The following is a 24191-nucleotide window of genomic DNA, read 5'->3' as shown; positions in this document are numbered from 1 at the left end:
ACACGTATTCGTTTCTCAGTTAGTGACTCTTTGTCTTTTCATTAGCCAATTGTTGAACAGCCACGCGAATAGGCAGAAAAGCCATGTAAAGAGACTGATCCAAAGGCTAATACGTACCAAAAGAGATTTTTGATAATGCAGGGTCAAATGATTTTGTCCTTTTTGTTGTGTGAGTGTGATCGCACCAATTGCAGACTGCATGGTGGTGTCTAGCTGAATCGGCTGTCCATTTAATGTGAGTCGTGTCTGGCGATAAGCAACTAAAGGCAAGGTGACAGGACTCGTTTGATTAGCAACCCAACTGACCGTCAACTCACCGTTCTTGCGGACAATCTTGGTAAAATGGGTGGGAGAAAAAAGAATTTCTTTTTCATAAATCGTGTAGCGATTTCCCGGAATTTCAGGATTGGTTGGCAAATAATCGGGTGTTGATTTGATGACAAGTGAAAGCAATTGATGCAAGTCTTTCTGATGAAAGCTATCTCTGATTTGTTGGCTATTATCTGTTTGTAGATAGGTATGTTTGGCCTCAAAATCTGCGAGTGTTAATTGGGGCCACTCGGCTAATTTTATTGAAGTTTCATGAAGTGTTTGCCCAATCGAAAGGATGCAAAGTGGCACAGCAAGCAAGAGCCAGCTGGTTGGTTTTGTTCGTGCCATGGTCTGCATTTGCCAGGCAAAAGTATAAAGAAATAGCACAATAAATGGCACACTAAAGCGAAAAGGAAATTGAATCAATGAGACAAATGGAATCTGATCGGCTACCAATTCATTCCATGGTAAAAGCGATGTTGATAGCATACCAAAGAAGCAACTAACCCAGAAGACAAAATGGAAAAAAGGAGAGTAGTGCTTAAAATGGACCATGTAAAGGATTGCTTGTACGAAAAGAAGCAGTAAAAGAAAGCCAGGGTACAAAACCCAAATTTTTCCTAATTGATTAATCGAGTAAGAAGCCATTTGATCATTTACAAATGGAGCTTGGATGGTATCGCCTCGATAGATGGAGAAGAATGCGCCCCAAATGTTAGCCGTTAAAAGTAGAAACAGACCACTCGCTTTGGCTAATTGACCAAAAAATCGCCAAGGAACTTTTTGGGGTAATACAAAACAGAACGCTAGGAAATAAATAATTGTAACAAGGAGACTAGAAAAAAGATGGGTTTGAGCCATCAATGCGAAACTAAGTGCGAATGGAATTGGCTGAATTTCTTTCTCTTCAATGAATGCTTTTAACGGAATCAACGCCAGTGGAAAAATGGCTGCCCCCCAACTTGTGAAAGACTGACGGAAAACCCAGTAGAGCGTACAATAACTAGTCATATAAACGATACTAATAGGCAGAGCGACACTAGTGGTACGTCCGTGTTTTTTTAATAGGAGAAACATGGCCGTTCCAGACAGCCAATACATCAGAAAATTTGATAACACTTGATAACGAAACCAGGTTCCCGCGAGGAGAACGAGCGCCCCTTGGATATAGGCCATTAAAGGACCGTACAAAGCATTTACGATTCTGCCTGAAGCTTGGAATCCGTATATAGAAAGAAAGTATTGAAAGTTTCCGTGTTTGATTTGCATGGCTGTTTCATAGAATCGATTGTAATGAAAAAGATAGTCGGCACCTATGATACTGTTTCTGGTCACAATTTGCGGGAGAACAAGCACAAAAGAAAGGCTAAGGAGCAAAATAAAAGGAAACCATTTTTTTCGTAAGGACATTAGCTATGCTCCTTTCTTAAACGATTTAGAGAAACACGTTTTTTTTACCCGCGTTTCGATAACGAGCAAGTGGATATTCATCAGTGACTACCTATAAGCATACCGCAAGTGGCAAGCGGATGCACGAGAAGTAGCCAAACCAATTTTTTGAGAGATGTTTCTCTATGTTCTCTGCAATCAATGCTATACTAGGATTATTCTGAATGGAAAGCGTTGTGTCAATAATGACTGAAAAAATAAAAAAGTATTTGTTGAAAGATGTAACCTTCACGATTTCGTTGGTTGGTGCAATAATTAGTTGTTTGTTCGGAACGTTCAGCGTGTCCTTTATTGATTTTAAAGTGATTCTGGCACTCTTTGGCTTGATGCTTGTCATTGAAGCATTAAAAAGCATGGGGGTATTAAAATGGCTAGCGGGGCGCATCACCACCCTTGCCAAGACCAAGCGACAATTGGTCCAATCTCTAGTTGGCTTATCTTTTTTTGCTTCGATGTTCTTGACGAATGATGTCGCAATTTTGACGTTGTTGCCCATTTTTTTGCTGATTGCGAAACAGGCGCTTAGCAAAAAGGAATTGGTTTTGGGTACAGTCTTACTGATAGTAGCTGCTAACTTGGGAAGTAGTGTTTTTCCGACGGGAAATCCGCAAAATATTTATTTATTTTCTTATTACCATTTGAACTTGTCGACCTTTTTTATATGGGTGTTGCCCTTCTTTGGCTTAGCGTTGGGGAGTATGTGGGGATTAACGCTGCTGATTTCCAAGGCGTCCTTTCAACTCAATCCAACAACGTCTTCCCCCACGGTTACATGGAAAATAGGACCGTTCATTGGTTTGTTGCTCATGCTAGCGTATGTAACCAATCTCCTTACTAGCTGGTTGTGGGTGTTCTTAGTAGGGTGTTTGGTAGGGGTGCCTTTTCCCAACAGCATTAAAAAAATTGATTATTTGTTATTAGGCACCTTTCTTTGTTTCTTTCTAATTGTTGGCAACTTAGCAGAAAATGACACATTGGCCCACTTGCTACGACAAAGTGTGCAAAATGAACGTATGACGTTATGGGTATCGGCTGGTGTCAGTCAGCTAATCAGCAATGTTCCGGCAGCTATTCTTTTGGCCCCATTCACTAGTCATAGTCGTGCAATGGTGCTTGGAACCAATATTGGTGGGATGGGGACCATCATTGCGTCATTAGCAAATCTCATTGGCTATAAAGTCTTTTCAACCTATAGTAGCGATCAAAAGGGACGCTTTTTTAGCTATTTTTCTCTCATTAATTTTAGTTTATTAGCCATCTTTTTAATTTGCTTCACGTTCTAGCTTAAAAGGTGGTATGAATGATAACCATATCGGATGGATGATTGATAGATTCTTTGATACTTTTCCAAAAAGCCTGAAGTTCGATTGCTTCTTTCAAAAGAACATCAAAAAAGGGAGGTAGGTAAGTTGTAACCATGCGCACAGTGCGTTTGATTATGGCTCGCCTACCTCTTTAAATTGCGAAACGGTTAAAAATTGCGATGCATAGGAATGGTATTATTAAATGGATGAACCAACAAATACTGAATGACGTCAATGTTGCTGGATTCAAATGATGCAGCACAGGCTTGCAAATATAAATCCCACATCCGATAGAATCGTTCATCTTGTTGTTGCAAAACCTCTGCTTTCACACGATGAAAGTTCTTTGTCCAGTGTTCCAGAGTCAACTGGTAATCTCTGCGCAGACTTTCTAAATCAATTAGTTGTAAATCATTGGTTTGCATTTGTTGCGTCAATTCTGCTACCCCTGGAATGTAGCCTCCAGGGAAAATATATTCGTTAATCCAAGCATTGGTGGCACCGCCTTGTTGACGACTGATTCCATGAATAAGAGCCGTTCCTTTAGGTGCTAACAAGCGTTTGATAACGGCAAAATATTCCTCTAAGCTGTCGGCTCCCACGTGTTCAAACATACCAACACTTGTTATATGATCAAAGAAGCAATCTTTTACTTCACGATAGTCCTCAAGTAATACCGTACATTGGTCTTCGAGGCCTTCTTTTTGAATTCGTTCTTGTATGAAGTCATATTGTTTTTGGCTTAAAGTGATGCCAGTTGTCTTTACGTGGTATTCTTTGGCAGCTGTAATCATCAACGTTCCCCAACCACAGCCAATATCTAAGAGGGTTTCTCCAGGTTGGATAAATAGTTTGTCTAAAATATGATGAACTTTATTTTGTTGTGCTTGTTCAAGCGTATCTTCAGGGGTACGGAAATATGCACAAGAATAGGTTAAAGTTGGATCGAGCCATAGTTGATAAAAGTCATTTCCTAAGTCGTAATGCACATGAATATCGTGGATATTGTTCTTTTTAGTGTGTTTCGCTAATTTTGGCAACCATTTGATATAAGAAGAGGAACGCAAAAAACTATTGGCATTGAGGTAAGCGTCCGTGATTAGGGCTTGTAAGTTTCCTTCGATAGTGATTTTTTGATCCATATAGGCCTCTCCGAGAGCAAGTGAGGCATTGTGCGTAATGGCACTGAGAGGAATCTTTTCATTAAAGGTAATGATTATTGGCGATTGTGTGTCCTGATTTCCATACGCTTCTTCGGTTCCGTCCCAATACTTAACGGTTACAGGGAGTGAGAATGATTCTGAAAATAATTTGTTATATAATTCTTTTTCCAACATGGTTGATCCTCCTTATGAAATAATTAATTAAAGAGTATGCCTTTTTCTGAAAACTTGCAATTCCTTTTACTTAGACAAACGCGAAGAATTGTAAAGAAAATATACTTACAAATTGTAAGCATATTAATCGTTAATTGCGCTATTTCTTGTTATAGTGATTATAAGAAAATGAATCAGGAGGAACAAACATGACGAACTATGAATTTGGATTAGATACATTCGGCGATGTGGCGATTGATGATCGGACAAATGAGCGCTTTAGCTATGCGGAATCTTTACGAATGATTGTTGAAGAAGGTAAATTAGCAGACCAGTTAGGAATTGATGTGTTGGCTTTGGGTGAGCATCATCGGGAGGAATACTCTATTTCTAGCCCAGATATTGTTTTGGCGGCATTGGCAACTGCGACCAATACCATCAAATTGGGAACGGGTGTGACAGTTCTGAGTTCTGATGATCCTGTGCGGGTTTACGAACGCTTTGCAACATTGGATGCATTATCAAATGGTCGCGCGCAAGTGATGCTGGGGAGAGGATCATTCACGGAATCTTTTCCACTATTTGGGTATGATTTGCGTGATTACGACGATTTATTTGAAGAAAAAATTGCGATGTATAGTGAAATTATCAAAGGAGAACCGGTTACTTGGCAAGGAAAATTCACTCAATCCCTACAAAATAGTACCATCTTTCCAAAAATGGAAAACAAGCGAACGCTGGATACCTATGTTGGAGTAGGTGGCTCACCAGAGTCCATTTTACGGGCAGTGCGGTATGGCTTTCCAGTGATGTTGGCCATCATTGGGGGCGAACCAGCGCGTTTTGCTCCGTATGTGAACTTGTACCAACGGGCAGCAAAACAGATGAATCGCCCCATTTTACCTGTAGGCATGCACTCGCATGGCGTGATTGCGGATACGAATGAAGAAGCTTATCAAATTGCTTGGGATTACCTAAAAACAAGTATGGACCGTATTGGTATGGATCGTGGTTGGGCTAAAATGACGAAAGAACGTTTTGACTTTGAGGTATCAGAGGGTTCGTACTATGTAGGTGATCCTGAGACGGTAGCGAAAAAAATCGCGCGGACAATGCCCAAGGTGGGTGTCAATCGTTTCGATTTGGTCTACGGTGCGGGGGGACAGCGGCAAACTGATCGTTTCAAAACAATCCAACTATATGGCGAAGTAGTGATTCCAAGAGTGAAGGAATTATTGGCAGAAGGTGAGTCAAATGAATGACAAAAAAATCGGAATCATCGGGGCTGGCAAACTCGGTTTAACCTTGGCACAGTTAGGTGTTCAAGCTGGTTATGAAGTGATGATTGCGAGTTCGAGAGCACCTGAAGCTATTGCGCTAACAGTCGATGTATTGGCTCCTGGAGCGTTGGCCGTTGATACAGCTACGTTACTTTCCGCCAATGAAACCGTGATTCTTGCGTTGCCATTGAGCAAATTTTCCCATCTTTTGGATGATTCCTTTTCCCATAAATTGGTCATTGATGCCATGAACTATTGGTGGGAAGTGGATGGACAGGAAAACAATTTTTCTGATGGCGCGAGCTCCTCTTCTGAAAAAGTTCAACAGCTTCTTCCAGACGCCCGAGTTATCAAAGCTTTCAATCATATGGGGTATCATGATTTGGCTGATGAAGCCAGAGCAAAAGGGGAGGCCAAACGCAAAGTTATTGCTTTTGCTGGCAATGACGAAGCAGGTATCGCCCAAGTAACGACGATGATTGAGGATTTTGGTTTCGATCCCTTGTTTTTAGGTCCATTGGCAGAAGGCATCAAGCTTGAACCAGGTAGCGAATTATTCGGAGCAAATTTAGAAAAAGCAGCCTTTGTCAGTATTTTACAAAAAATGAAATAGTCAGAAGCAAAGAAAGAAATTTCTCAAAAAAATAGGGAAATTTCTTTTTTTGTTTTTATTTGTGACATGATGGTGACAGATTAAAGAAGAAGCAAAAAAGATTTTTTTTCAAAAAAAAACCAAATTAATCGCCATTTTCGAGAATTTTTATGAAAAAACGATGAGAATGCAATTGGTTACATGAATTTACAATGAAAAAGAAACCGTGTATACTTTCTTCAATATATACCTGAAATGGAGGCTACGACCCAATGGAGCGAAATCAATTAATGAAAGCAACCTTTGTTTTAAATGATAAAACGTATACCTATTTTGATGTAAAAAAAGCTGCCGAAAAATTTGGCACCTCGCTTGCTCGCTTGCCTTATTCGTTGCGAATTTTGCTGGAGTCTTTTCTGCGACAAGAAGATGGTATCGATATTACAGAGCAACATATCAAGCAATTATTAACATGGGACCCTCAAAATCCAGAGGGGGAAGCTCCTTTCAAACCAACGCGCGTCGTGTTACAAGACTTTACAGGAGTTCCGGTTGTCGTTGATTTGGCTTCAATGCGAGAAGCCATTATCCATTTTGGTGGCGTAGCCGAACAAGTCAATCCGGCGATTCCTGTTGATTTGGTCATTGATCATTCCGTGCAAGTGGATAAGGCCGGTTCAGTTGAAGCGTTGGCTGCAAATGTTGCCTTCGAATTTCAACGCAACAAAGAACGGTATGAATTTTTAAAATGGGCCCAAAAAGCGTTCTCGAATTACCGAGTGGTTCCGCCAGCTACAGGAATTATCCATCAAGTAAATATTGAATACTTGTCAGATGTGGTTGTCGAAAAACAAGTGAATCATGAAACATGGTTATTTCCAGACAGCGTGATTGGCACAGATTCACATACAACAATGATTAATGGCCTTGGCGTTTTAGGTTGGGGAGTGGGAGGAATTGAAGCAGAAGCGGGCATGCTAGGCGAGCCTTCTTATTTTCCTCTTCCAGAAGTAGTTGGTGTTCATTTAAAAGGAACGCTGGCTTCTGGGGCAACGGCAACGGATGTGGCCCTGAAAATTACCCAAGTATTGCGTGAGGAAAAAGTAGTCGGAAAATTCGTGGAATACTTTGGCTCAGGTATGCAGCAGCTTTCCTTGGCGGATCGGGCAACGATTGCCAATATGGCACCTGAATACGGCGCAACGTGTGGCTTTTTCCCAGTTGACGATGAAACTTTACGATATATGCATTTAACCGGTCGTTCAGATGAACAAGTGGCGTTGACGCAAGCGTATTTAAAACACAATCATCTATTTTATACTCCTGATCAGATTCCGACCTATACCAAGATTGTAGCCATCGATTTGGGAGAAGTGGAAACGAATTTATCTGGACCAAAACGGCCGCAAGACTTAATCCCACTTTCAGAAATGCAAGAAACGTTTGTGAAAACGATGACTGCACCTGAAGGAAACCAAGGTTTTGGCTTAACTGCTGATGAACTAGAAAAAACGACCGTCGTTCATTATGCAGAGGGGGAAGAATCTTTGCATACAGGTGATGTGGTTATTGCAGCTATTACCAGTTGTACCAACACATCCAATCCTTATGTGATGTTGGCGGCAGGCTTATTGGCGAAAAAAGCTGTTGATAAGGGATTGACCGTCTCTCAAAATGTCAAAACTTCCTTAGCTCCAGGATCACAGGTGGTTCGTGCGTACTTGGAAGATGCACAGTTACTTCCATATTTGGAACAGCTTGGTTTTGCGGTGGTTGGTTATGGTTGCACGACTTGCATTGGAAATTCTGGCCCACTCGCGGATGAAGTGAGTGAAGCTATTCAAGAGAATGAGCTAGTGGTTTCAGCCGTTCTAAGTGGCAATCGGAATTTTGAAGGACGTATCCATCCGTTAGTCAAAGCCAACTTTTTGGCATCGCCGCCCTTGGTGGTCGCCTATGCGCTAGCTGGCACGGTGACCAAGGATTTGACTCGCGAACCAGTCGGGGTTAATGGGCAAGGTGAAGCAATCTATTTGAAGGATATTTGGCCAACAACGGAAGAAGTTCAACGTTATGTGAAAGAATACGTCACACCTGAACTTTATCAAACCCATTATGCACGAGTCTTCGATGCTAATGAAGCTTGGAATGCGATTGATGTAACGGATGAACCGCTCTATGAATGGGAAGAAACGTCAACGTATATTGCCAACCCACCTTATTTTGATGACATGACATTAACTGTTCCGCCGATTGCGTCTTTGACGGATTTGCAAGTTTTGGCAAAATTTGGTGATTCAGTGACAACGGACCATATCTCTCCGGCTGGGGCTATTGGCAGTCAATCAACTGCTGGAGCCTACTTACAGGACAGAGGTGTTCTTCCTCGCGAGTTTAATTCATTTGGTTCACGCAGAGGAAATCATGAAGTGATGATGCGTGGTACCTTTGCGAATATTCGGATTCGGAATCAATTGGTCCCTGGAGTAGAGGGCGGCTTTACGAATTATTGGCCGACTTCAGAAACGCTGTCAATCTATGATGCGGCGATGCGTTACCGTCAAGAAAAGGTTGGTTTAGTTATCTTGGCTGGCCAAGACTACGGCATGGGCTCATCGCGTGACTGGGCAGCCAAAGGGACGAATTTGTTAGGTGTCAAAGCAGTCATTGCCAAGAGCTTTGAACGGATTCATCGCTCCAACTTGGTCATGATGGGGGTATTGCCATTGGAATTTTTAGCTGGCGAAGATGCGGAAACACTTGGATTGACAGGGGAGGAGACCTTTGCGATTCATGTGACGGAAACGACAGGCATTCATGAAATCATTCCTGTAACTGCCACGAAGAAAAATGGTGAAACAATTGATTTTTCAGTGTTGGTTCGTTTCGATTCACAAGCTGATATTCGTTATTACAAAAACCAGGGGATTTTGCCAATGGTTGTTCGAAAAAAAGTTCACGAAATCCAATAAAGCATTTTTAGGAGAAGTTGTTTAAGCAGAAAGTGAGGAGAGCGTCATGGTGGCAAATAATGGGCTCGCAAATACATTTGCATGTGAAACCGAGATAAGTGCGATTGAAAATGAGCGCTTAAGCTATAGCGGTTATGATATAGATGAATTTATGCAACAAAATTGCGATTTTGAAGAAGTCATTTTCTTATTGTGGAATCATCGGTTGCCGACGACAGAGGAATACCGCTTATTTTTAACTCGTTTGCGGTCCCAGTATGGTATCGGTGAAGCGGTGGAGGCTTGTTTGCGAATTCAGTGTCGACAAAATTTGCATCCGATGAGTGTTTTGCGTAGTACGGTGTCCTTGCTAGGAGTGTTTGACAAATCTGCTGAGAATACTGATTTGGACTCTGTTTATGAACAAAGTATCGCGCTACAGGCCAAAATTCCAGGAATTATTGCGGCATTTTATCGTCTGCGACGCGGACTCGATCCGATTGAACCTGATCCAACGATAGGGATTGCCGAAAACTTCCTATACATGTTGAATGGGGAACGCCCTTCACAAACGGCGGTGGAAGCATTAAATCGGGCGCTTATTCTACATGCCGATCATGAATTAAATGCCTCGACATTTGCAGCTCGGGTTTGTGCTTCAACGCTATCGGATGTGTATTCGTGCATCACCACTGCAATAGGTACTTTAAAAGGTTCATTACATGGTGGCGCAAATGAACGGGTCTTCGATATGCTCGAAGAAATCGATCTGGTGGAGAATGCAGAAGCGTATATTACAGAAAAACTAAATTCCAAAGAAAAAATCATGGGGTTTGGGCATCGTGTGTATACCAAAGTAGATCCAAGACAGATTTATTTAAAGGACATGGCCAAAAAAATGACCCAAGGAACCGTTGATGAAAAATGGTTCTTTATCTCCGAAGAAATTGAACGGGTCATCCGTGAAAAAAAAGATTTAATACCCAATGTCGATTTTTATTCGGCAACGGTCTACCATGTATTGGGAATTGACAAAGATTTGTTTACATTGGTTTTTGCGATGAGCCGCGTATCTGGCTGGTTGGCCCATGTTGCTGAACAAAAAAGAGACAACCATCTGATTCGGCCACGTTCACAATACGTTGGCAAGCGGGATCGGGTATATGTATCATTTGACGAAAGGGAGAGTATGGTATGACGTTTCAGAAAATTAGCATGAGTGAAGGGAAACTAAACGTTCCGGATTTTCCCATTATTCCATTTATTAGCGGGGATGGCATTGGTCCAGAAATATGGGAACAAGCGCAAAAAATTTTTGATCAGGCAGTTAAAATGGCTTATGGTGAAAAACATGCTATCCAGTGGAAGGAAGTCCTTGCTGGGGAAAAGGCATTCCAAATAACAGGGGAATGGTTACCGGAAGAAACCTTAGCTACCATTCGGGAATATTTGGTGGCCATTAAAGGCCCGCTGACCACACCTATTGGAGGGGGCATTCGTTCCTTAAATGTTGCTTTACGACAACAATTAGACTTGTACACGTGTGTTCGCCCGGTCAGGTATTTTGAGGGAACACCTTCACCGATGAAACACCCTGAACGCACAAACATGGTTGTCTTTCGGGAAAATACGGAGGATATTTATGCAGGTATTGAGTTTGTTGCGGGCAGTCAGGAAGCCAGCTCATTGATTACGTATTTGCAAAAAGCCTTCAACGTTCAAACGATTCGCTTTCCTGAAACCAGTTCCATTGGGATCAAACCCATCTCTTCCGAAGGGACAAAACGTTTGGTTCGAGCAGCGCTAAATTATGCCGTTGAACAAAAACGTCAGACAGTAACATTGGTACACAAAGGAAATATTATGAAGTTTACAGAAGGCGGCTTTAAAAAATGGGGATATGAAGTTGCAAATGAAGAGTTCTCTGAACAGACATTTACGTGGACAACGTATGACCAATTGAAAAGTGAACAGGGCGAGGCTGCAGCAAATCAAGCGTTGGCAACAGCCAAGGAAAATGGCAAGATTATTGTCAAAGATTGCATTGCTGATATTTTTTTAGAGGAACTGATTGCCCGTCCTGAAGATCATGAGATTGTTGCTACGATGAATCTAAATGGAGACTATATATCCGATGCACTGGCGGCGACAGTTGGTGGGGTTGGCATAGCACCAGGGGCCAACATCAATTATCAAACGGGTCATGCAATTTTCGAAGCAACCCATGGAACAGCACCAAAATTTGCAGGGCAAAATAAGGTGAATCCATGTTCTGTTTTACTTTCGGGTACCCTATTATTCCGCTATATTGGCTGGAATGAAGTGGCGGATGCCATTGAGCAAGCCATTGAGCAGGCGATTGCCTCTCAAAGAGTTACATTTGATTTTGCTCGCTTGCTTCCAGGAGCAACAGAAGTATCGTTGTCAGAATTTAGCCAACAAATTTTTGATCATTTGGCAAAGTAAATTTTCTAATTATCTGTTATAATAGATAAACAAATAAAAAATGGTTGAGCATAGCTTTCAAGGTGCGTTTCTTCAGGGGCGGGAGAAACACACGTGGAGTCTATGCTTTTTTTATTTTTATCGAATTGAAAAATGGAAAGAAGGAAAAAAAAGCATGCTATTTATTGGTCAATTATGTTTGATTTTGGTGACCACAACGCTTGTTTCACATGGGGCCAAGCGTATCGGTATTCCAGCAGTTGTGGGTCAATTGTTGACGGGTATTTTTTTAGGAACCGGAGGGCTACAGCTTTTGCAATCATCGGAAATGATTCACGAGTTTTCAGAGCTAGGGGTCATTCTCTTAATGTTTTTAGCGGGAGTGGAAAGTGATTTGGCCTTGTTGCGTCGCTATGCTAAACCTGCGTTTCTTGTCGCAGTTCTTGGTGTTATTTTGCCGATTATACTCGGAGCAACCGGAACATTCCTTTTTGGATTTTCATTAAAAGTGGCTCTCTTTTCAGGGATGATTTTAGCGGCGACCTCGGTCAGTATTTCCGTAGAGGTATTAAAAGAACTGAAAGCACTACAGACCAAAGAAGGTGCGACCATTCTAGGAGCATCTGTTGTTGATGATTTACTTGTGGTCGTGCTTTTTAGCTTGAGTTTGCCTTATTTTCAGGAGGGTCACTCAACGGCTACCCCGCTCGCACTTCTATTTGGCGAACAAGCACTGTATTTTGGGTTTATTTTTTTCACAATCCGCTGGTTAGCACCAAGACTCATTGCTCTAAGTCAAAAATTGTTCGTCACGGGTTCGGTGGTGATTGCTTCATTGGTACTTTGTTTAGGAATGGCTTTTTTGGCAGACTTAGTGGGATTGAGTTCGGTGATTGGGGCGTTTTTTGCGGGCATCGCTATTGGGCAAACTTCTGCGAAGGATCAGGTCTTTAAAAATGTTGAAATTGTTGGGTACAGTTTATTTATTCCGGTTTTTTTTGTCAGCATCGGCTTATCAATTTCTTTTCAACAGTTGCTTGATCAAGGAGGGTTGATTTTCGTTTTGTTGGCAGTGGCCTTTGCTAGTAAATTGCTTGGAGGCTTTATGGGGAGTCGTTTAGCAGGCTTTTCGGCTCATGGAGCCTGGATGATTGGCTCGGGGATGGTTTCGCGTGGTGAGATGGCGCTGATTATTTTGCAATTAGGGGATCAAGTCCAAATTGTCCCTCATATCTTATTTGGTCCCATGGTCATTGTCATTATTGTCAGCACCCTTTTGTCCCCATTTTTATTGAAGTACTTTACAAAGAAAGTTTATCCTGCGTAAAATAGGAGGAGAATAGAATGGAGCGTTGTGGATGAACAAAAAATATTTCTTTTTTGATATCGATGGAACACTAACGGATCGTCAAACCAATCAAATCGTGCCAAGTGCGCAGCTTGCTTTAAATCAATTGCAGGAAAAAGGCCATTTTGTTGCCATTGCAACAGGGCGTGCGCATTATAAGGCGGTTCCCTTGATGAAGACTCTTGGAATTGACAATATGGTTTGTGCGGGTGGCGGCGCAATTGTCATTAATGGGCAGTTACGTGAAAATCGTTCACTTGATTTGACGAAAGCCAAACAAATTTATCGCGAAGCGCAAGCAGCTGGGATTGGTGCACTGTTAGCTCTGGATGATTCAATCAATGTGTATGCAGCCAATGATCTTTTTCGTGAGCAAGTGGGAGAACGCAAAGAGCCAACCAATTATATTATCAATCCGACACTAGCGATTGATGACGTACCAGCGATTTATAAAATGTATTTTGCGATTCCTCAGCATTCAAAGCAAACGTTGCCTTCTCAAGACAGCTTGGACAATTTGTATTATGTACCAGATTATTTGATGTATCAATTCGATGATAAAAATTTAGGCATCTTGCATATGATGAAACAACTGCAGGCGCCGATTAAAGATGTTGTGGTTTTTGGGGACGATGTGAATGATCTAGTGATGTTCGATCCGCGTTGGACAAGTATCGCGATGGGGAACGGGGTACAGGAATTAAAGGACAAAGCAACCTTTGTGACCAAGGCCAATATTGATGACGGTATTTATTATGCGTGTCAAACATTTGGTTGGATTTGACAAATGATTTCCATTCATTATAGAATGGTGAAAATAATATGAGAAATGCAATGATGAGAAGAGTAATCTAGTTGGGACATAAAGAGACTCCGGATGGTGAAAAAGGAGAGTGAACGACAAGATGAAGATGAACTCTGAGTATTTGTTTGGTTTACGCGAAACAAGCGGATCGTTCCCGTTAGCGAACGCAGTATTTAATACTAAGTGAGGTATTACTTGTGAAAGTAATACAAACTAGGGTGGTAACACGTAGTTGACGTCCCTTTATCGTTTTTTTGCGATAAAGGGGCTTTTTTTTTATTTAATGGAAAGGGGATTGTTATGCCAATCATCATCGCCCAGGATTTACCTGCAGCCAAAATTTTAAAAGCGGAATCTATTTTTGCATTAACGGATCATTCTGCACAACAACAAGATATTCGCCCATTAAAAATTGGAATCGTCAATCTAATGCCGAATAAAATTCAAACAGAGATTCAATTGCTTCGTTTGTTGTCAATGAGTCCGTTGCAGTTAGATATTCGGTTGGTTCGGATGGCTAATCATAAAAGTCGGAACACTAGTGAACGTCATTTACAAAAGTTTTATCGAACGCCGGATGAAATGAAAAAAGAAAATTTAGATGGGTTGATTATTACAGGCGCGCCAGTTGAACAAAAACCTTTTCAAGCCGTTGATTATTGGCCAGAGCTTGTCGAAATCATGGACTGGAGCCAGGAGCATTGTACGTCTGTTTTGCATATCTGTTGGGGCGCACAGGCGGGATTGTTTCATCATTATGGGGTGGAGAAAAGATTATACAAAGAAAAACTGTTTGGTATTTTTTCTCAAAATATTCTTCAGAATCATCCGGCTATTCGAGGATTCTCTGATCCGTTTGCGTCCCCTCAGTCTAGGTATACCGGTATTTGCGTGGATCAACTGAAGAGCGCACCATTGACAATTTTGACTAGTAGTGAAGAGATTGGTCCTAGTATGCTTGCATCAAATAACCGCAAAAATCTTTTTGTATTGGGGCATTTCGAGTATGATACCAAAACGCTGCACGAAGAATACCTACGAGATCTACAGGCTGGTTTAGATACTGCCAAACCAAAGTACTACTATCAAAACGACGATCCTGAAAATCAACAAATTCCAAACAACTGGCGGTCGCAAGCTTCGCTGCTCTTTATGAATTGGGTGAATGATGTATACCAACGCACACCATTCGACTTAGAACAAGTTGGGAAAATTGAGTTTCATCATCCAGATGAATGGCTTGAACAAGAAAAATAAAGGAGTGGAAAACATGGACGCAGAAACATTTATTCAAACGTACGCGATATCAAGAAAAAAGACAGACTCTTTAAAATGGGATGCATTGGAGGAACGCTATGGTTCAGCTGACTTGTTGCCTTTGTGGGTTGCGGATGCGGATTTTTCCACCGATGAGGCAGTTAAACAATCCTTAATTAAACGAGTCAGTGAAGGTGCTTACGGGTACACGACACGCGCAAGTGATTATGTGAGTAGCTATCAGGGATGGCAGAATCGACATGAAGGGACAAAGGTTCGCCCAGAATGGCTTTTCTTCTCTACAGGTGTGGTGCAATCGTTGTATGATTTAATTGCCTGTTTTACAGAAGAGCAGGACAAAATCATGATTCAACCACCCGTTTATTATCCGTTTTTTAATAGTATTCGAGATCAGAAGCGAACATTGGTTGAGACGCCGTTGGTGAATAATCAAGAAACCTATACGATGGACTTTCACCAATTAGAAATGCTCTTTCAAACACAAGATATTCGATTGTTCATCCTTTGTTCACCACATAATCCTTTAGGAAGAGTATGGACAAAAGAAGAATTAGTGACCTTCTTTACGCTTTGTCAGACCTACAATATTCGAGTCATTTCGGATGAAATTCATTCCGATTTGATTGTGTTCAATAATCAGTTTACCTCTGCTTTGACCGTCGCAGAAGAGCTAGGCTTTTCCAATGTTATCATGTGTAATTCTCCCTCTAAAACCTTTAATCTTGCTGGCTTGTTGCAATCTCATATTTGGATTCCGGATGAAACACTACGAGCAACGTTTGGGGAATGGTCCAAACGTCACCGACAAACGGAAATCAGCGTGTTGGGTCAAGTAGCAGCTAAAACGGCCTACCAAAAAAGCGACGAATGGCATCAAGCGTTTCTTAAAGTGGTGGAAGCCAACTATTTGCTTCTTAAAACGACGCTTCAAAAGGAATTACCTAGTGTCAAAATAAGTCCACTTCAAGGAACCTATCTTGCATGGTTAAATATCGAACCTCTTTTAAAGGGTGAAACCGCGCAAGAATTTATACAACAGAAAGCCAAATTGGCGATTGATTATGGAGAGTGGTTTTCGCCAGACTATCGTCAATATATCCGGATTAATTTGGCGACAACACCCGAAAATATTGAGCAAGCAATAAACCAAATTCTATTGGCTGCAAAGCAATAAAGGAGAAGAAAAAAATGACACGCAATATTGAGACATATCTAGCACAGTTGGGAAATCGATCAGATCAACAAACAGGTTCAGTTAGCGCACCAATTTATTTATCAACAACGTTTGCTCATCCAGGGTTAGGGCAAAGCACGGGGTATGATTATACACGCACCAAAAATCCAACGAGAGATCTTTTAGAAGAGGGTCTGGCTGTTTTGGAAAATGGCGCGCAAGCAGTGGTTACCAGTTCTGGCATGAGTGCGATTGCGTTGCTTTTTGATTTGTTCCCCAGTGGCAGTCGATTTCTTGTTTCACGAGATTTGTATGGGGGGAGTTACCGCTACTTTAACGAATTGGAGCAACGAGGGATCGCTTCATTCTGCTACTTTTCCAATTTAGAAGAATTAACGGAGCAACTAACAGATGAGTTCACGGCTGTGTTCTTGGAAACCCCAACGAATCCACTGATGGCAGAAACCAATATTCGAGAAGTTGCCAAATTAGCGCATAAACAGGATGCCTTACTCATCGTGGATAATACCTTTTTGACGCCTTTGAGACAGAAACCTTTGGACGAGGGCGCTGATTTGGTTATTCATTCTGCAACGAAATATTTAACTGGGCACAATGATATTTTAGCAGGTGTTGTCATTGCCAAAACCAAAGAACTAGGGGAACGATTGGTCTTTTTATCCAATACAATTGGGCCGTCCTTAAGCAGCTTTGATTGTTGGCTCTTTATTCGGAGCTTGAAAACATTCCCTTTGCGTTTTGAAAAGCAGGAAGCAAATGCAAAAGCGATTGTTGCCGCTTTGCAACAATTGAAAGGAATCAAAGAAGTAGTTTACCCCGGCAAAGGTGCAATGGTTAGTTTGCGAGTGGCCGATGAAACCAAAGTCGGCGCCTTTTTGGAAGCTTTTCAATTGGTGACATTTGCTGAAAGTTTGGGGGGCGTGGAGACGCTAATTACGTATCCAACGACACAAACACATGCCGACATTCCCAAAGAGTTGCGGGAGTCTTATGGGTTAACAGCTGATTTACTTCGTCTGTCAGTAGGGATTGAGTCGGCAACGGATATTATCGCTGACTTTGAACAGGCTGCGAAAGTTTTTGAGTAAACTGTTCTTTTTGAAAAATACTGCACGGCCCTTCTTTTCTCTTTACAGTTGAAGGTACTTAACAATCAATGCTACCACGAAAGGAAGAAGCATGTTGGAGGAAATTGTTTTTACAATTGATATTGGGACAACCGCTATCAAATATGTGGGCTATCAACAGGAAAGTGGGGAGAAGGTCTACCAAAAGCAGGATTTCGTCGACACACACTATGGTGCAAACGGATTGGTCTGTCAATCACCAACCGCTATTTGGCAAAAAATTCATGAAGAGTTGTCCAATCAAACGTTGCCACTTTGTTTAATTGTTTTGAGTACACCTATGCATACATTGATTCCTCTTGGGACTGCTGAGGAACCTGTGATGTATATTTGGCAAGACACTCAAAGTGCGACTGTAGCGAAAGAGATGATCCATACCGCTATGGGAAGGGACATCTATCAGCGGACGGGGACACCTCTTCACCCAATGAGTCCTTTTTTGAAGTTACGGTATTTTCAAGTACACCAATCAGAATGGTTCCAAACAGTCGAACAATGGACAGACCTGAAGGGGTATCTAATGGAAAAATTGACTGGGAACTGGGTGACAGACTATTCCAATGCTTCAGCTTCTGGTCTATGGAATAGTGTCACAATGAATTGGGATTCAGGCATTTTGGACTTATTGAAATTGACTAGCAACCAATTTCCCCTTGCGGTAGAACCAACTGAAGAATTCCCAATGAGTGCGTGCTTTCAACCCAAGTCACCAAGTAAAGAATGCCGTGTTATGATTGGGAGCTCAGATGGTTGTTTGGCTAGTTACGCTAGTTACCAAGCAAATGGTATTGCAATGACCTTGACGATTGGTACAAGCGGGGCATTGCGAATCTTATCTAATCGGCGCTGGATTGATCCAAAAGGGCGTTTATTTTGTTATTATCTTGCACACGATATCTGGGTGATTGGTGGGCCAACTAATAATGGTGGGAAAGTACTGACTTGGCTTAGTCAATTATTCTTGCCGGATGAGAAGGCTATTTTTGACTACTTACCAACCTTGTATAGTCAACAAGGGCAGGCAACCAAATCGTCATTGCTATTTTATCCGTATCTATTTGGTGAACGCGCTCCTTTGTGGGATGGAGCAGTACGGGCTAATTTTATTGGTGTTGACTGGCATCATACAAAGGCGGATTTTTTACGAGCCGGGGTGGAAGGGATTTTATTTAATCTGCGGTATATTGCAGATGGCTTGGAGACCGCGGAGCGAATCGTCGCGGTTTCAGGTGGGTTCTTTGCTATCCCGACCATGAGTCAATTAACAGCGACGATTTTGCAAAAAGAGGTGATCCACGCAGACACCAACGACCCTAATTTTGGTGCCTATTTGTTAACCAAGCAATTGCCAATGATTACCGAACCATCACATGATGAACAGCACGTCTATCTTCCGGATGAACAATTGGAAACAGAATACGAAAAAACGTATCAGCTATTTGTGACAGGATTAAAAAAAATGTACCAGCCATGAGCGTTTGACTTGCTGATGAAAGCAAAACGCTGTCTAATGGAAAGAAAGGATGGTGAGCATATGCCCATAGAAAAAGTGTACCAAGTGACGAAAGGAAAAACGTTCCAACTCGCAGAACAACCAACGGCAATTGATTTGAAGTTGTCAAAAGGAGAAATGAAAGAAACAATTGAAAAGAATATACAAGAACTTCAGTCGCATCAAGAAAAATTATACGCGCGAGGGCAAAAAGGTGTCTTGATTTTGTTTCAAGCGATGGACGCGGCTGGTAAGGATAGCATGATCAAGCATGTGATGAGCGGTATTAATCCTCAAGGGTGTACTGTTACGAGCTTTAAGCAACCTTCGACCTTAGAGTTAGATCATGATTTCATGTGGCGCATTCACCAAGCTGTTCCTAGAAGAGGGGATATTGGTATCTTTAACCGTTCCTACTATGAAGATGTTTTGATTACTCGGGTTCATCCTGAAATTTTACTAAATGAACGTCTTCCAGGTATTAAAACACTCGATGATATTAAAGAAAAATTTTATACCCATCGCTACAAGACCATTAAGCAATTTGAATCGTATTTAACCAGAGAAGGTTTTGTCGTATTGAAGTTTTTCTTACATCTTTCAAAAGAGGAGCAAAAAAATCGGTTTATCCGGCGAATTGAATTGCCAGAAAAAAATTGGAAATTTTCCGAAGCGGATATGAAAGAGCGCGGATATTGGGACGATTATCAACAAGCATACGAAAAGGCCATTCAAGCAACGGCGACAAAGGCGAATCCGTGGTATATAATCCCAGCAGATGACAAATGGACATCTCGGCTCATCGTTAGTCAGATTATCAATCAACGCCTTGCTGACATGGATTTGGCGTTCCCAACAGTTTCTGCTGAAAAAAAAGAGGCACTTGAAAAAAGTTTAAAAGAATTAACAAAGCAGTAGTAGTCAAATCAACAGAAAAATAAATGATTCTCCTTCTACACAGTGGCAAGAAGGATCATTTATTTTTTGTATAAAAATTTTACAAGTTCTTTACAAAAATTTTGCAATTTTCGCTCATTTTCAAGTGATTCATTGTGTAAATGAACGCTTTTTTTAGTATGATAATAGTGAAAGACAGAGGAGGAAAACTGGTGGGAAAAACGAAGAAGGTTGCGATTATTGATATTGGTTCGAATACTGTTCGTTTGGTCGTTTACCAAGTGAGTCCATTGGGCAATATTTCGCAATTACAAAATGTGAAATTGCCTGTTCGATTGTATCAATATTTAGATGAAAAGCAAGAGTTAAGCGAGGAAGGTACCAGTAAATTAGTAGAGGTAATCCAACTATTTCAAGAAATTTTAAGTGAATTTGCCGTAGATGAAGTGATTGCGACGGCAACGGCAGTCATTCGTCAAGCGCAAAATAGCCAAGCGGTGCTGTCAAAAGTTGCTGAAAAAACCAACATTCATTTGCGACTGCTTTCAGAAGAGGAAGAAGCCTATTTTGGACAGTATGCCATCGTGCGAACAACACAATTTTCCGAAGGGTATACCGTGGATATGGGTGGAGGAAGTACCGAGATTACGTATTTCAAAGAAAATCAAATTAAAAACTCGCATAGTTTTCCGTTTGGCGTTGTGACGCTCAAGAATCTTTTTTTCCAAAACAAGGAGCCGAATGATACGAAAGCCATCAAAAAGACTCGAGAGTACGTGTTAAAGCAATTTTCAAGTTTAAAATGGCTGAAGCCACGAGACTTACCCGTTATTGCTATTGGTGGTAGTGCGCGCAATATTGCAAGTGTCCATCAACTTTCATCAAATTATCCTTTATCGGGTATCCATGAATACGAAATGACCAAAGAGAATCTCGTGGAGACGAGTGAATTGTTCCAAAGTATGAATTTATCTGAATTGCAGAACTTGGACGGGTTGAGCAAGGACCGTGCAGATATCATTTTACCAGCCAATCTGACGTTTTTAGCATTGTGTGAAAAGACAGGGGCAACCAAATTTGTTTTTTGTAATAAAGGATTGCGCGAAGGATTGTTGCTAGAAGAATTAAATCAAGCAGAGGAACAACTGTATAATCCAGATCGTGTCGTAGAAGGGGTGCTGGCACGAATGACTGAAACCTATGATATGAACGTACCGCTCGCTAAGAAACGCAAAGAACTCGCTGAAAAATTGTTGACTCTATGTCAAGAAGAAGGTTTAGTTGAACTTGATCAAAAGTTGTTGCAATACGTGCATTACGCTGCTTTTTTGTATCATATTGGCTCATATATAGAAGAAGATGACAGTTCTATGCATTCTTTTTATCTATTGGCTAATAGTAATTTAAATGGCTTTTCGCACAAAGAACGTGTAGTACTAGCGTTGTTAGCTAGTTATAAAAATAAATCGTTAACACGCAAATTTCTCCAAATTGTTCCCGGTTGGTTTAGCACGCAAGAATTAAATTTGATTCGCCAAGCAGGTAGTTTAATTAAGTTTACAGAATCCTTACTTGTGACAAGGGTCAATCAAATTCAATCAATTTCTTTAGAGAAAGATGCAAAAAAAACCTATGTCTTAAAAATAAAATGGTCCCAAGATCCATTAGCAGAGACGTATCGTGGCAATCGCCAAAAGAAAAATTTTGAAACAGTCATTAATAAGGCAATAAGATTAGAGTTCACTAGAAGCTAAAAAAGGAGGGGGAAATCCGTGCAAGATTCTCCTTATACAGCGAAAGACTATTATCATCGTGATTTGAGTTGGTTGTTGTTCAATCAACGCGTTATTCAAGAGGCACAAGAGGGCGAGATACCGTTAATCGAACGTTTGCGCTATTTGGCTATCGCAAGCAATAATGCAGATGAATTTTTTATGATTCGAGTGCCGGGGATTCAAAGCTTAGCCAGAATGGCAGGAGAAAAAATTGATTCTCGAACAGGATGGACACAAGAAGAAGTATTGGAGAAGCTCTTTGCTATGCAGACAGAAAACGTAGCGAAACAATACAACCTGTACCATTACTTGATTGAAGAATTGACAAAGATGGGGTATGAAACGACGACCTATCAAGCGTTACCAGCAGCGGCGCAAGAAAAAATGACCCACTATTTTCAAGAGATGATTTTGCCTTCTCTTACGCCAATTGCACTGGATGCCTACCACGCATTCCCTAAAATTGTCGAAAAAAAAGCCCATTTTCTGGTACGGGTCAAAGATGGCGATCGGGAAGAACGAGCCATCATTCCATTGCCAGCTTTGTTTCCACGCTATATTCAAGTTGATGGACTAAAGCAGGTAATTTTAATTGAAGATTTAATTGAACAGCATCTGCAACAATTATTTGTAGGGTGGAGGGTCGTTCATTCATTTGTCTTTCGCATTACGTACGATAAAGATTTGGCATTCGAGGAAGATACCGAAGAAAACTTGTTTATCCAAATGGAAGAATACATCCAAGAACGATCAAAAGGGTTGCCATCGCGATTGGAAATTTCTGAGTTGGCTGATCATCAAAGCATTGATATTACGTTTTTGACACAGATGCTTGAATTAAAAAATCGGGATGTTTATAGCATACCTGGGCCACTGGATTTGACTTATCTATTTGCGTATCTTGGAGAGCTAAGCACAGCAATGCCAACATCGGTCTTTCCACCGTTTCGACCCTACGTCAATCCACAATGGTTAGGCACAGCTTTATACGAGACATTGGAGAAACAAGATGTCTTGATTCAACATCCATATGATTCCTATGAATCTGTGGTCTCATTTATCGAAACAGCTGCCCAAGATCCGCATACCATCGCTATCAAACAAACCTTGTACCGTATGGCAAAAAATTCGCGAATAGTGGAAGCATTGAAGAGTGCGGCAAGGGCAGGAAAACAAGTAACGGCCTTGGTCGAGCTGAAGGCGCGCTTTGACGAAGAGAATAACCTTCATTGGGTACAAGAATTAGAAGAGGCAGGTTGTTATGTCACTTATGGCTTAATGCACTTAAAAACCCACAGTAAAGCAACCTTGGTAGTAAAGAAAGTTGGCAATCAGCTACATCAGTACGTTCACATTGGGACAGGCAATTATAACGAAGCAACCGCAAAAATTTACACTGACATAAGTTTATTTTCTTCAAATGTAGCCTATGTTGAAGACGTCACCGCCTTTTTTAACTATTTAAGTGGGTACCGTGAACGACCTGATTACCAAAAAATTGCAGTGTCACCTGAAGGCATAAGGCAAATGCTTGTTGAAAAAATTGCAACAACGGCTGCTTTTTATGAAAAGACAAAGACCGGTCATTTATTCTTTAAAATGAATTCTTTGACGGATCAAGTGATTATTCAAAGCTTGTATGATGCGAGTCAAAAGGGATTACCAATTCAGTTGTTGGTTCGGGGGTCTTGTTGCTTGAGACCAGGAATACCTAATAAGAGTGAAACAATTGAAGTGAAAAGTATTGTTGGTCGCTTCTTAGAACATAGCCGCATCTATTCCTTTACGAGTGATCATGAAGAATACTGGATTTCATCCGCGGATGCGATGACTAGAAATATGCTGTTGAGGGTAGAAATTGCAGCGCCAATCGAAGAAAGCCAATTAAAGCATAAAATGGCTCATATTATCCAAACCTACCAAAAAGATGACCTGAAGGCTTACTATTTGCAAGACGATGGCACCTATCAACGGAGAAAAAGCGAGCATTCTTTCTCTGCCCAAGCGACTTTCGTGGCCGAAGCACAGCAACAACAAGCAAACCAGCCAAAACAATCTACCAAAACGAATGATGATCGCCCAACATGGGTGAGATGCATTCGACAATTATGGAAAAAATAAGCAGTTTAGGCTGCAAGGACCTCAGTAACAGAAATCCTTTGGAATACTGACCAAAACCATAAAGGTGAGCAGACTTTATGGTTTTGGTTTTTTGTTGTTTAGAATCTCTCGTGATTGGGGTTCGATAGACAAGCGAATTTTTTAATAATTAATTTGCCAAATCCAGTTGACGAATAATAAATGCCGTGTTATGATTTACCACGTTGAGTTTTTCAGAAATGTTTTCAAATAAATTTAGAAAATAAAATGAAAAAATGTTGACATTCTTTTGAATAGATGATATGATTTAAAAGTTGTCACAGCACAACAAAGTAGACCTTTGAAAACTGAACAAAGTAAGCAAACGAACCAATTGTGTAAGGTGTTTCTATTAAATTAGAAACAAAAATACATGCAAGCAAAAAATGCGAGCAAAGTCAACAAAAAGAGCTTAACAGTCGCAAGACTGAATCAAATTTTTTTATGAGAGTTTGATCCTGGCTCAGGACGAACGCTGGCGGCGTG

General features: G+C 41.1%; 17 protein-coding genes and 1 other annotated feature. Of the genes, 15 read left to right on the top strand and 2 right to left on the bottom strand.

Annotated features, from left to right (window positions below; genetic code table 11):
* Positions 1 to 15: 15 nt before the first annotated feature.
* Positions 16 to 1722 carry a hypothetical protein gene (locus ACFSR0_RS00925; protein ID WP_379978983.1) on the bottom strand — a complete coding sequence of 569 codons (1707 nt, stop codon included), beginning with the start codon at positions 1720 to 1722 and terminating at the stop codon, positions 16 to 18.
* A 203-nt stretch (positions 1723 to 1925) separates the two neighbouring features.
* Here ACFSR0_RS00925 and ACFSR0_RS00920 point away from each other — a divergent pair, with 203 nt between their 5' ends.
* A complete protein-coding gene (locus ACFSR0_RS00920; protein ID WP_379978981.1) occupies positions 1926 to 3044 on the top strand; it encodes an SLC13 family permease in 1119 nt (372 codons plus the stop codon).
* 188 nt (positions 3045 to 3232) lie between these two features.
* Here ACFSR0_RS00920 and ACFSR0_RS00915 read toward each other — a convergent pair whose 3' ends face one another.
* Positions 3233 to 4402 (bottom strand): class I SAM-dependent methyltransferase, encoded by a 1170-nt coding sequence (locus ACFSR0_RS00915; protein WP_379978979.1) that lies wholly within the window; start codon positions 4400 to 4402, stop codon positions 3233 to 3235.
* A 188-nt stretch (positions 4403 to 4590) separates the two neighbouring features.
* Between ACFSR0_RS00915 and ACFSR0_RS00910 the strand changes: the two genes are divergently transcribed.
* The 14 genes from ACFSR0_RS00910 to ppk1 all read left to right on the top strand — a co-directional run bounded on the left by ACFSR0_RS00910 (position 4591) and on the right by ppk1 (position 23687).
* The gene (locus ACFSR0_RS00910) at positions 4591 to 5643 is read left to right on the top strand and encodes an Atu2307/SP_0267 family LLM class monooxygenase (RefSeq protein WP_379978977.1); all 1053 of its coding nucleotides are present in this window, start codon (positions 4591 to 4593) and stop codon (positions 5641 to 5643) included.
* On the top strand, positions 5636 to 6274 hold the full coding sequence (locus tag ACFSR0_RS00905; RefSeq protein WP_379978975.1) for an NADPH-dependent F420 reductase: 639 nt from the start codon (positions 5636 to 5638) through the stop codon (positions 6272 to 6274). The genes ACFSR0_RS00910 and ACFSR0_RS00905 overlap by 8 nt, the downstream gene beginning before the upstream one ends.
* 251 nt (positions 6275 to 6525) lie before the next feature.
* On the top strand, positions 6526 to 9225 hold the full coding sequence (acnA, locus tag ACFSR0_RS00900) for an aconitate hydratase AcnA (protein WP_379978973.1): 2700 nt from the start codon (positions 6526 to 6528) through the stop codon (positions 9223 to 9225).
* Positions 9226 to 9271: 46 nt separating this feature from the next.
* Positions 9272 to 10402: a citrate synthase gene (locus tag ACFSR0_RS00895; RefSeq protein ID WP_379978971.1), complete on the top strand. Its 1131-nt coding sequence runs from the start codon at positions 9272 to 9274 to the stop codon at positions 10400 to 10402.
* A complete protein-coding gene (icd, locus tag ACFSR0_RS00890; RefSeq protein WP_379978969.1) occupies positions 10399 to 11670 on the top strand; it encodes an NADP-dependent isocitrate dehydrogenase in 1272 nt (423 codons plus the stop codon). Before ACFSR0_RS00895 ends, icd begins: the two co-directional genes overlap by 4 nt.
* Positions 11671 to 11824: 154 nt before the next feature.
* Positions 11825 to 12976 (top strand): cation:proton antiporter, encoded by a 1152-nt coding sequence (locus tag ACFSR0_RS00885; RefSeq protein ID WP_379978967.1) that lies wholly within the window; start codon positions 11825 to 11827, stop codon positions 12974 to 12976.
* Positions 12977 to 13007: 31 nt separating this feature from the next.
* Positions 13008 to 13781 (top strand): HAD-IIB family hydrolase, encoded by a 774-nt coding sequence (locus tag ACFSR0_RS00880; RefSeq protein WP_379978965.1) that lies wholly within the window; start codon positions 13008 to 13010, stop codon positions 13779 to 13781.
* Between the two features lie 41 nt (positions 13782 to 13822).
* Positions 13823 to 14048, top strand: a binding site (T-box leader).
* Between the two features lie 54 nt (positions 14049 to 14102).
* Positions 14103 to 15059, top strand: a complete 957-nt coding sequence (locus ACFSR0_RS00875) for a homoserine O-succinyltransferase (RefSeq protein ID WP_379978963.1) — start codon at positions 14103 to 14105, stop codon at positions 15057 to 15059.
* A 13-nt stretch (positions 15060 to 15072) separates the two neighbouring features.
* On the top strand, positions 15073 to 16254 hold the full coding sequence (locus ACFSR0_RS00870) for a MalY/PatB family protein (protein WP_379978961.1): 1182 nt from the start codon (positions 15073 to 15075) through the stop codon (positions 16252 to 16254).
* Between the two features lie 14 nt (positions 16255 to 16268).
* Positions 16269 to 17363: an aminotransferase class I/II-fold pyridoxal phosphate-dependent enzyme gene (locus tag ACFSR0_RS00865; RefSeq protein WP_379978959.1), complete on the top strand. Its 1095-nt coding sequence runs from the start codon at positions 16269 to 16271 to the stop codon at positions 17361 to 17363.
* Between the two features lie 94 nt (positions 17364 to 17457).
* A complete protein-coding gene (locus ACFSR0_RS00860; RefSeq protein WP_379978957.1) occupies positions 17458 to 18876 on the top strand; it encodes a gluconokinase in 1419 nt (472 codons plus the stop codon).
* A 60-nt stretch (positions 18877 to 18936) separates the two neighbouring features.
* Entirely contained in the window at positions 18937 to 19812 is an 876-nt protein-coding gene (locus tag ACFSR0_RS00855) for a polyphosphate kinase 2 family protein (RefSeq protein ID WP_379978955.1), read from the top strand.
* A gap of 191 nt (positions 19813 to 20003) precedes the next feature.
* A complete protein-coding gene (locus ACFSR0_RS00850; RefSeq protein ID WP_379978953.1) occupies positions 20004 to 21545 on the top strand; it encodes a Ppx/GppA phosphatase family protein in 1542 nt (513 codons plus the stop codon).
* A gap of 18 nt (positions 21546 to 21563) precedes the next feature.
* Positions 21564 to 23687 carry a polyphosphate kinase 1 gene (gene ppk1, locus ACFSR0_RS00845; RefSeq protein WP_379978951.1) on the top strand — a complete coding sequence of 708 codons (2124 nt, stop codon included), beginning with the start codon at positions 21564 to 21566 and terminating at the stop codon, positions 23685 to 23687.
* The last annotated feature ends 504 nt before the right edge of the window (positions 23688 to 24191 follow it).

Source organism: Enterococcus camelliae (assembly GCF_042685105.1).
Classification (GTDB): Bacteria; Bacillota; Bacilli; order Lactobacillales; family Enterococcaceae; genus Enterococcus_G; species Enterococcus_G camelliae.
Note: the sequence above shows the minus strand (reverse complement) of the source record. Positions and strands in the feature narration are given on the sequence as shown.

Bases quoted from the DNA above. Each gene is read 5' to 3' on its own strand.
- ACFSR0_RS00925 (WP_379978983.1), bottom strand. From the start codon at position 1,722: ATGTCCTTACGAAAAAAATGGTTTCCTTTTATTTTGCTCCTTAGCCTT.
- ACFSR0_RS00905 (WP_379978975.1), top strand. From the start codon at position 5,636: ATGAATGACAAAAAAATCGGAATCATCGGGGCTGGCAAACTCGGTTTA.
- ACFSR0_RS00885 (WP_379978967.1), top strand. From the start codon at position 11,825: ATGCTATTTATTGGTCAATTATGTTTGATTTTGGTGACCACAACGCTT.
- ACFSR0_RS00865 (WP_379978959.1), top strand. From the start codon at position 16,269: ATGACACGCAATATTGAGACATATCTAGCACAGTTGGGAAATCGATCA.
- ACFSR0_RS00915 (WP_379978979.1), bottom strand. From the start codon at position 4,402: ATGTTGGAAAAAGAATTATATAACAAATTATTTTCAGAATCATTCTCA.
- ACFSR0_RS00910 (WP_379978977.1), top strand. From the start codon at position 4,591: ATGACGAACTATGAATTTGGATTAGATACATTCGGCGATGTGGCGATT.
- ACFSR0_RS00895 (WP_379978971.1), top strand. From the start codon at position 9,272: ATGGTGGCAAATAATGGGCTCGCAAATACATTTGCATGTGAAACCGAG.
- ACFSR0_RS00855 (WP_379978955.1), top strand. From the start codon at position 18,937: ATGCCCATAGAAAAAGTGTACCAAGTGACGAAAGGAAAAACGTTCCAA.
- acnA (WP_379978973.1), top strand. From the start codon at position 6,526: ATGGAGCGAAATCAATTAATGAAAGCAACCTTTGTTTTAAATGATAAA.
- ACFSR0_RS00920 (WP_379978981.1), top strand. From the start codon at position 1,926: ATGGAAAGCGTTGTGTCAATAATGACTGAAAAAATAAAAAAGTATTTG.
- ACFSR0_RS00880 (WP_379978965.1), top strand. From the start codon at position 13,008: ATGAACAAAAAATATTTCTTTTTTGATATCGATGGAACACTAACGGAT.
- icd (WP_379978969.1), top strand. From the start codon at position 10,399: ATGACGTTTCAGAAAATTAGCATGAGTGAAGGGAAACTAAACGTTCCG.
- ACFSR0_RS00875 (WP_379978963.1), top strand. From the start codon at position 14,103: ATGCCAATCATCATCGCCCAGGATTTACCTGCAGCCAAAATTTTAAAA.
- ACFSR0_RS00870 (WP_379978961.1), top strand. From the start codon at position 15,073: ATGGACGCAGAAACATTTATTCAAACGTACGCGATATCAAGAAAAAAG.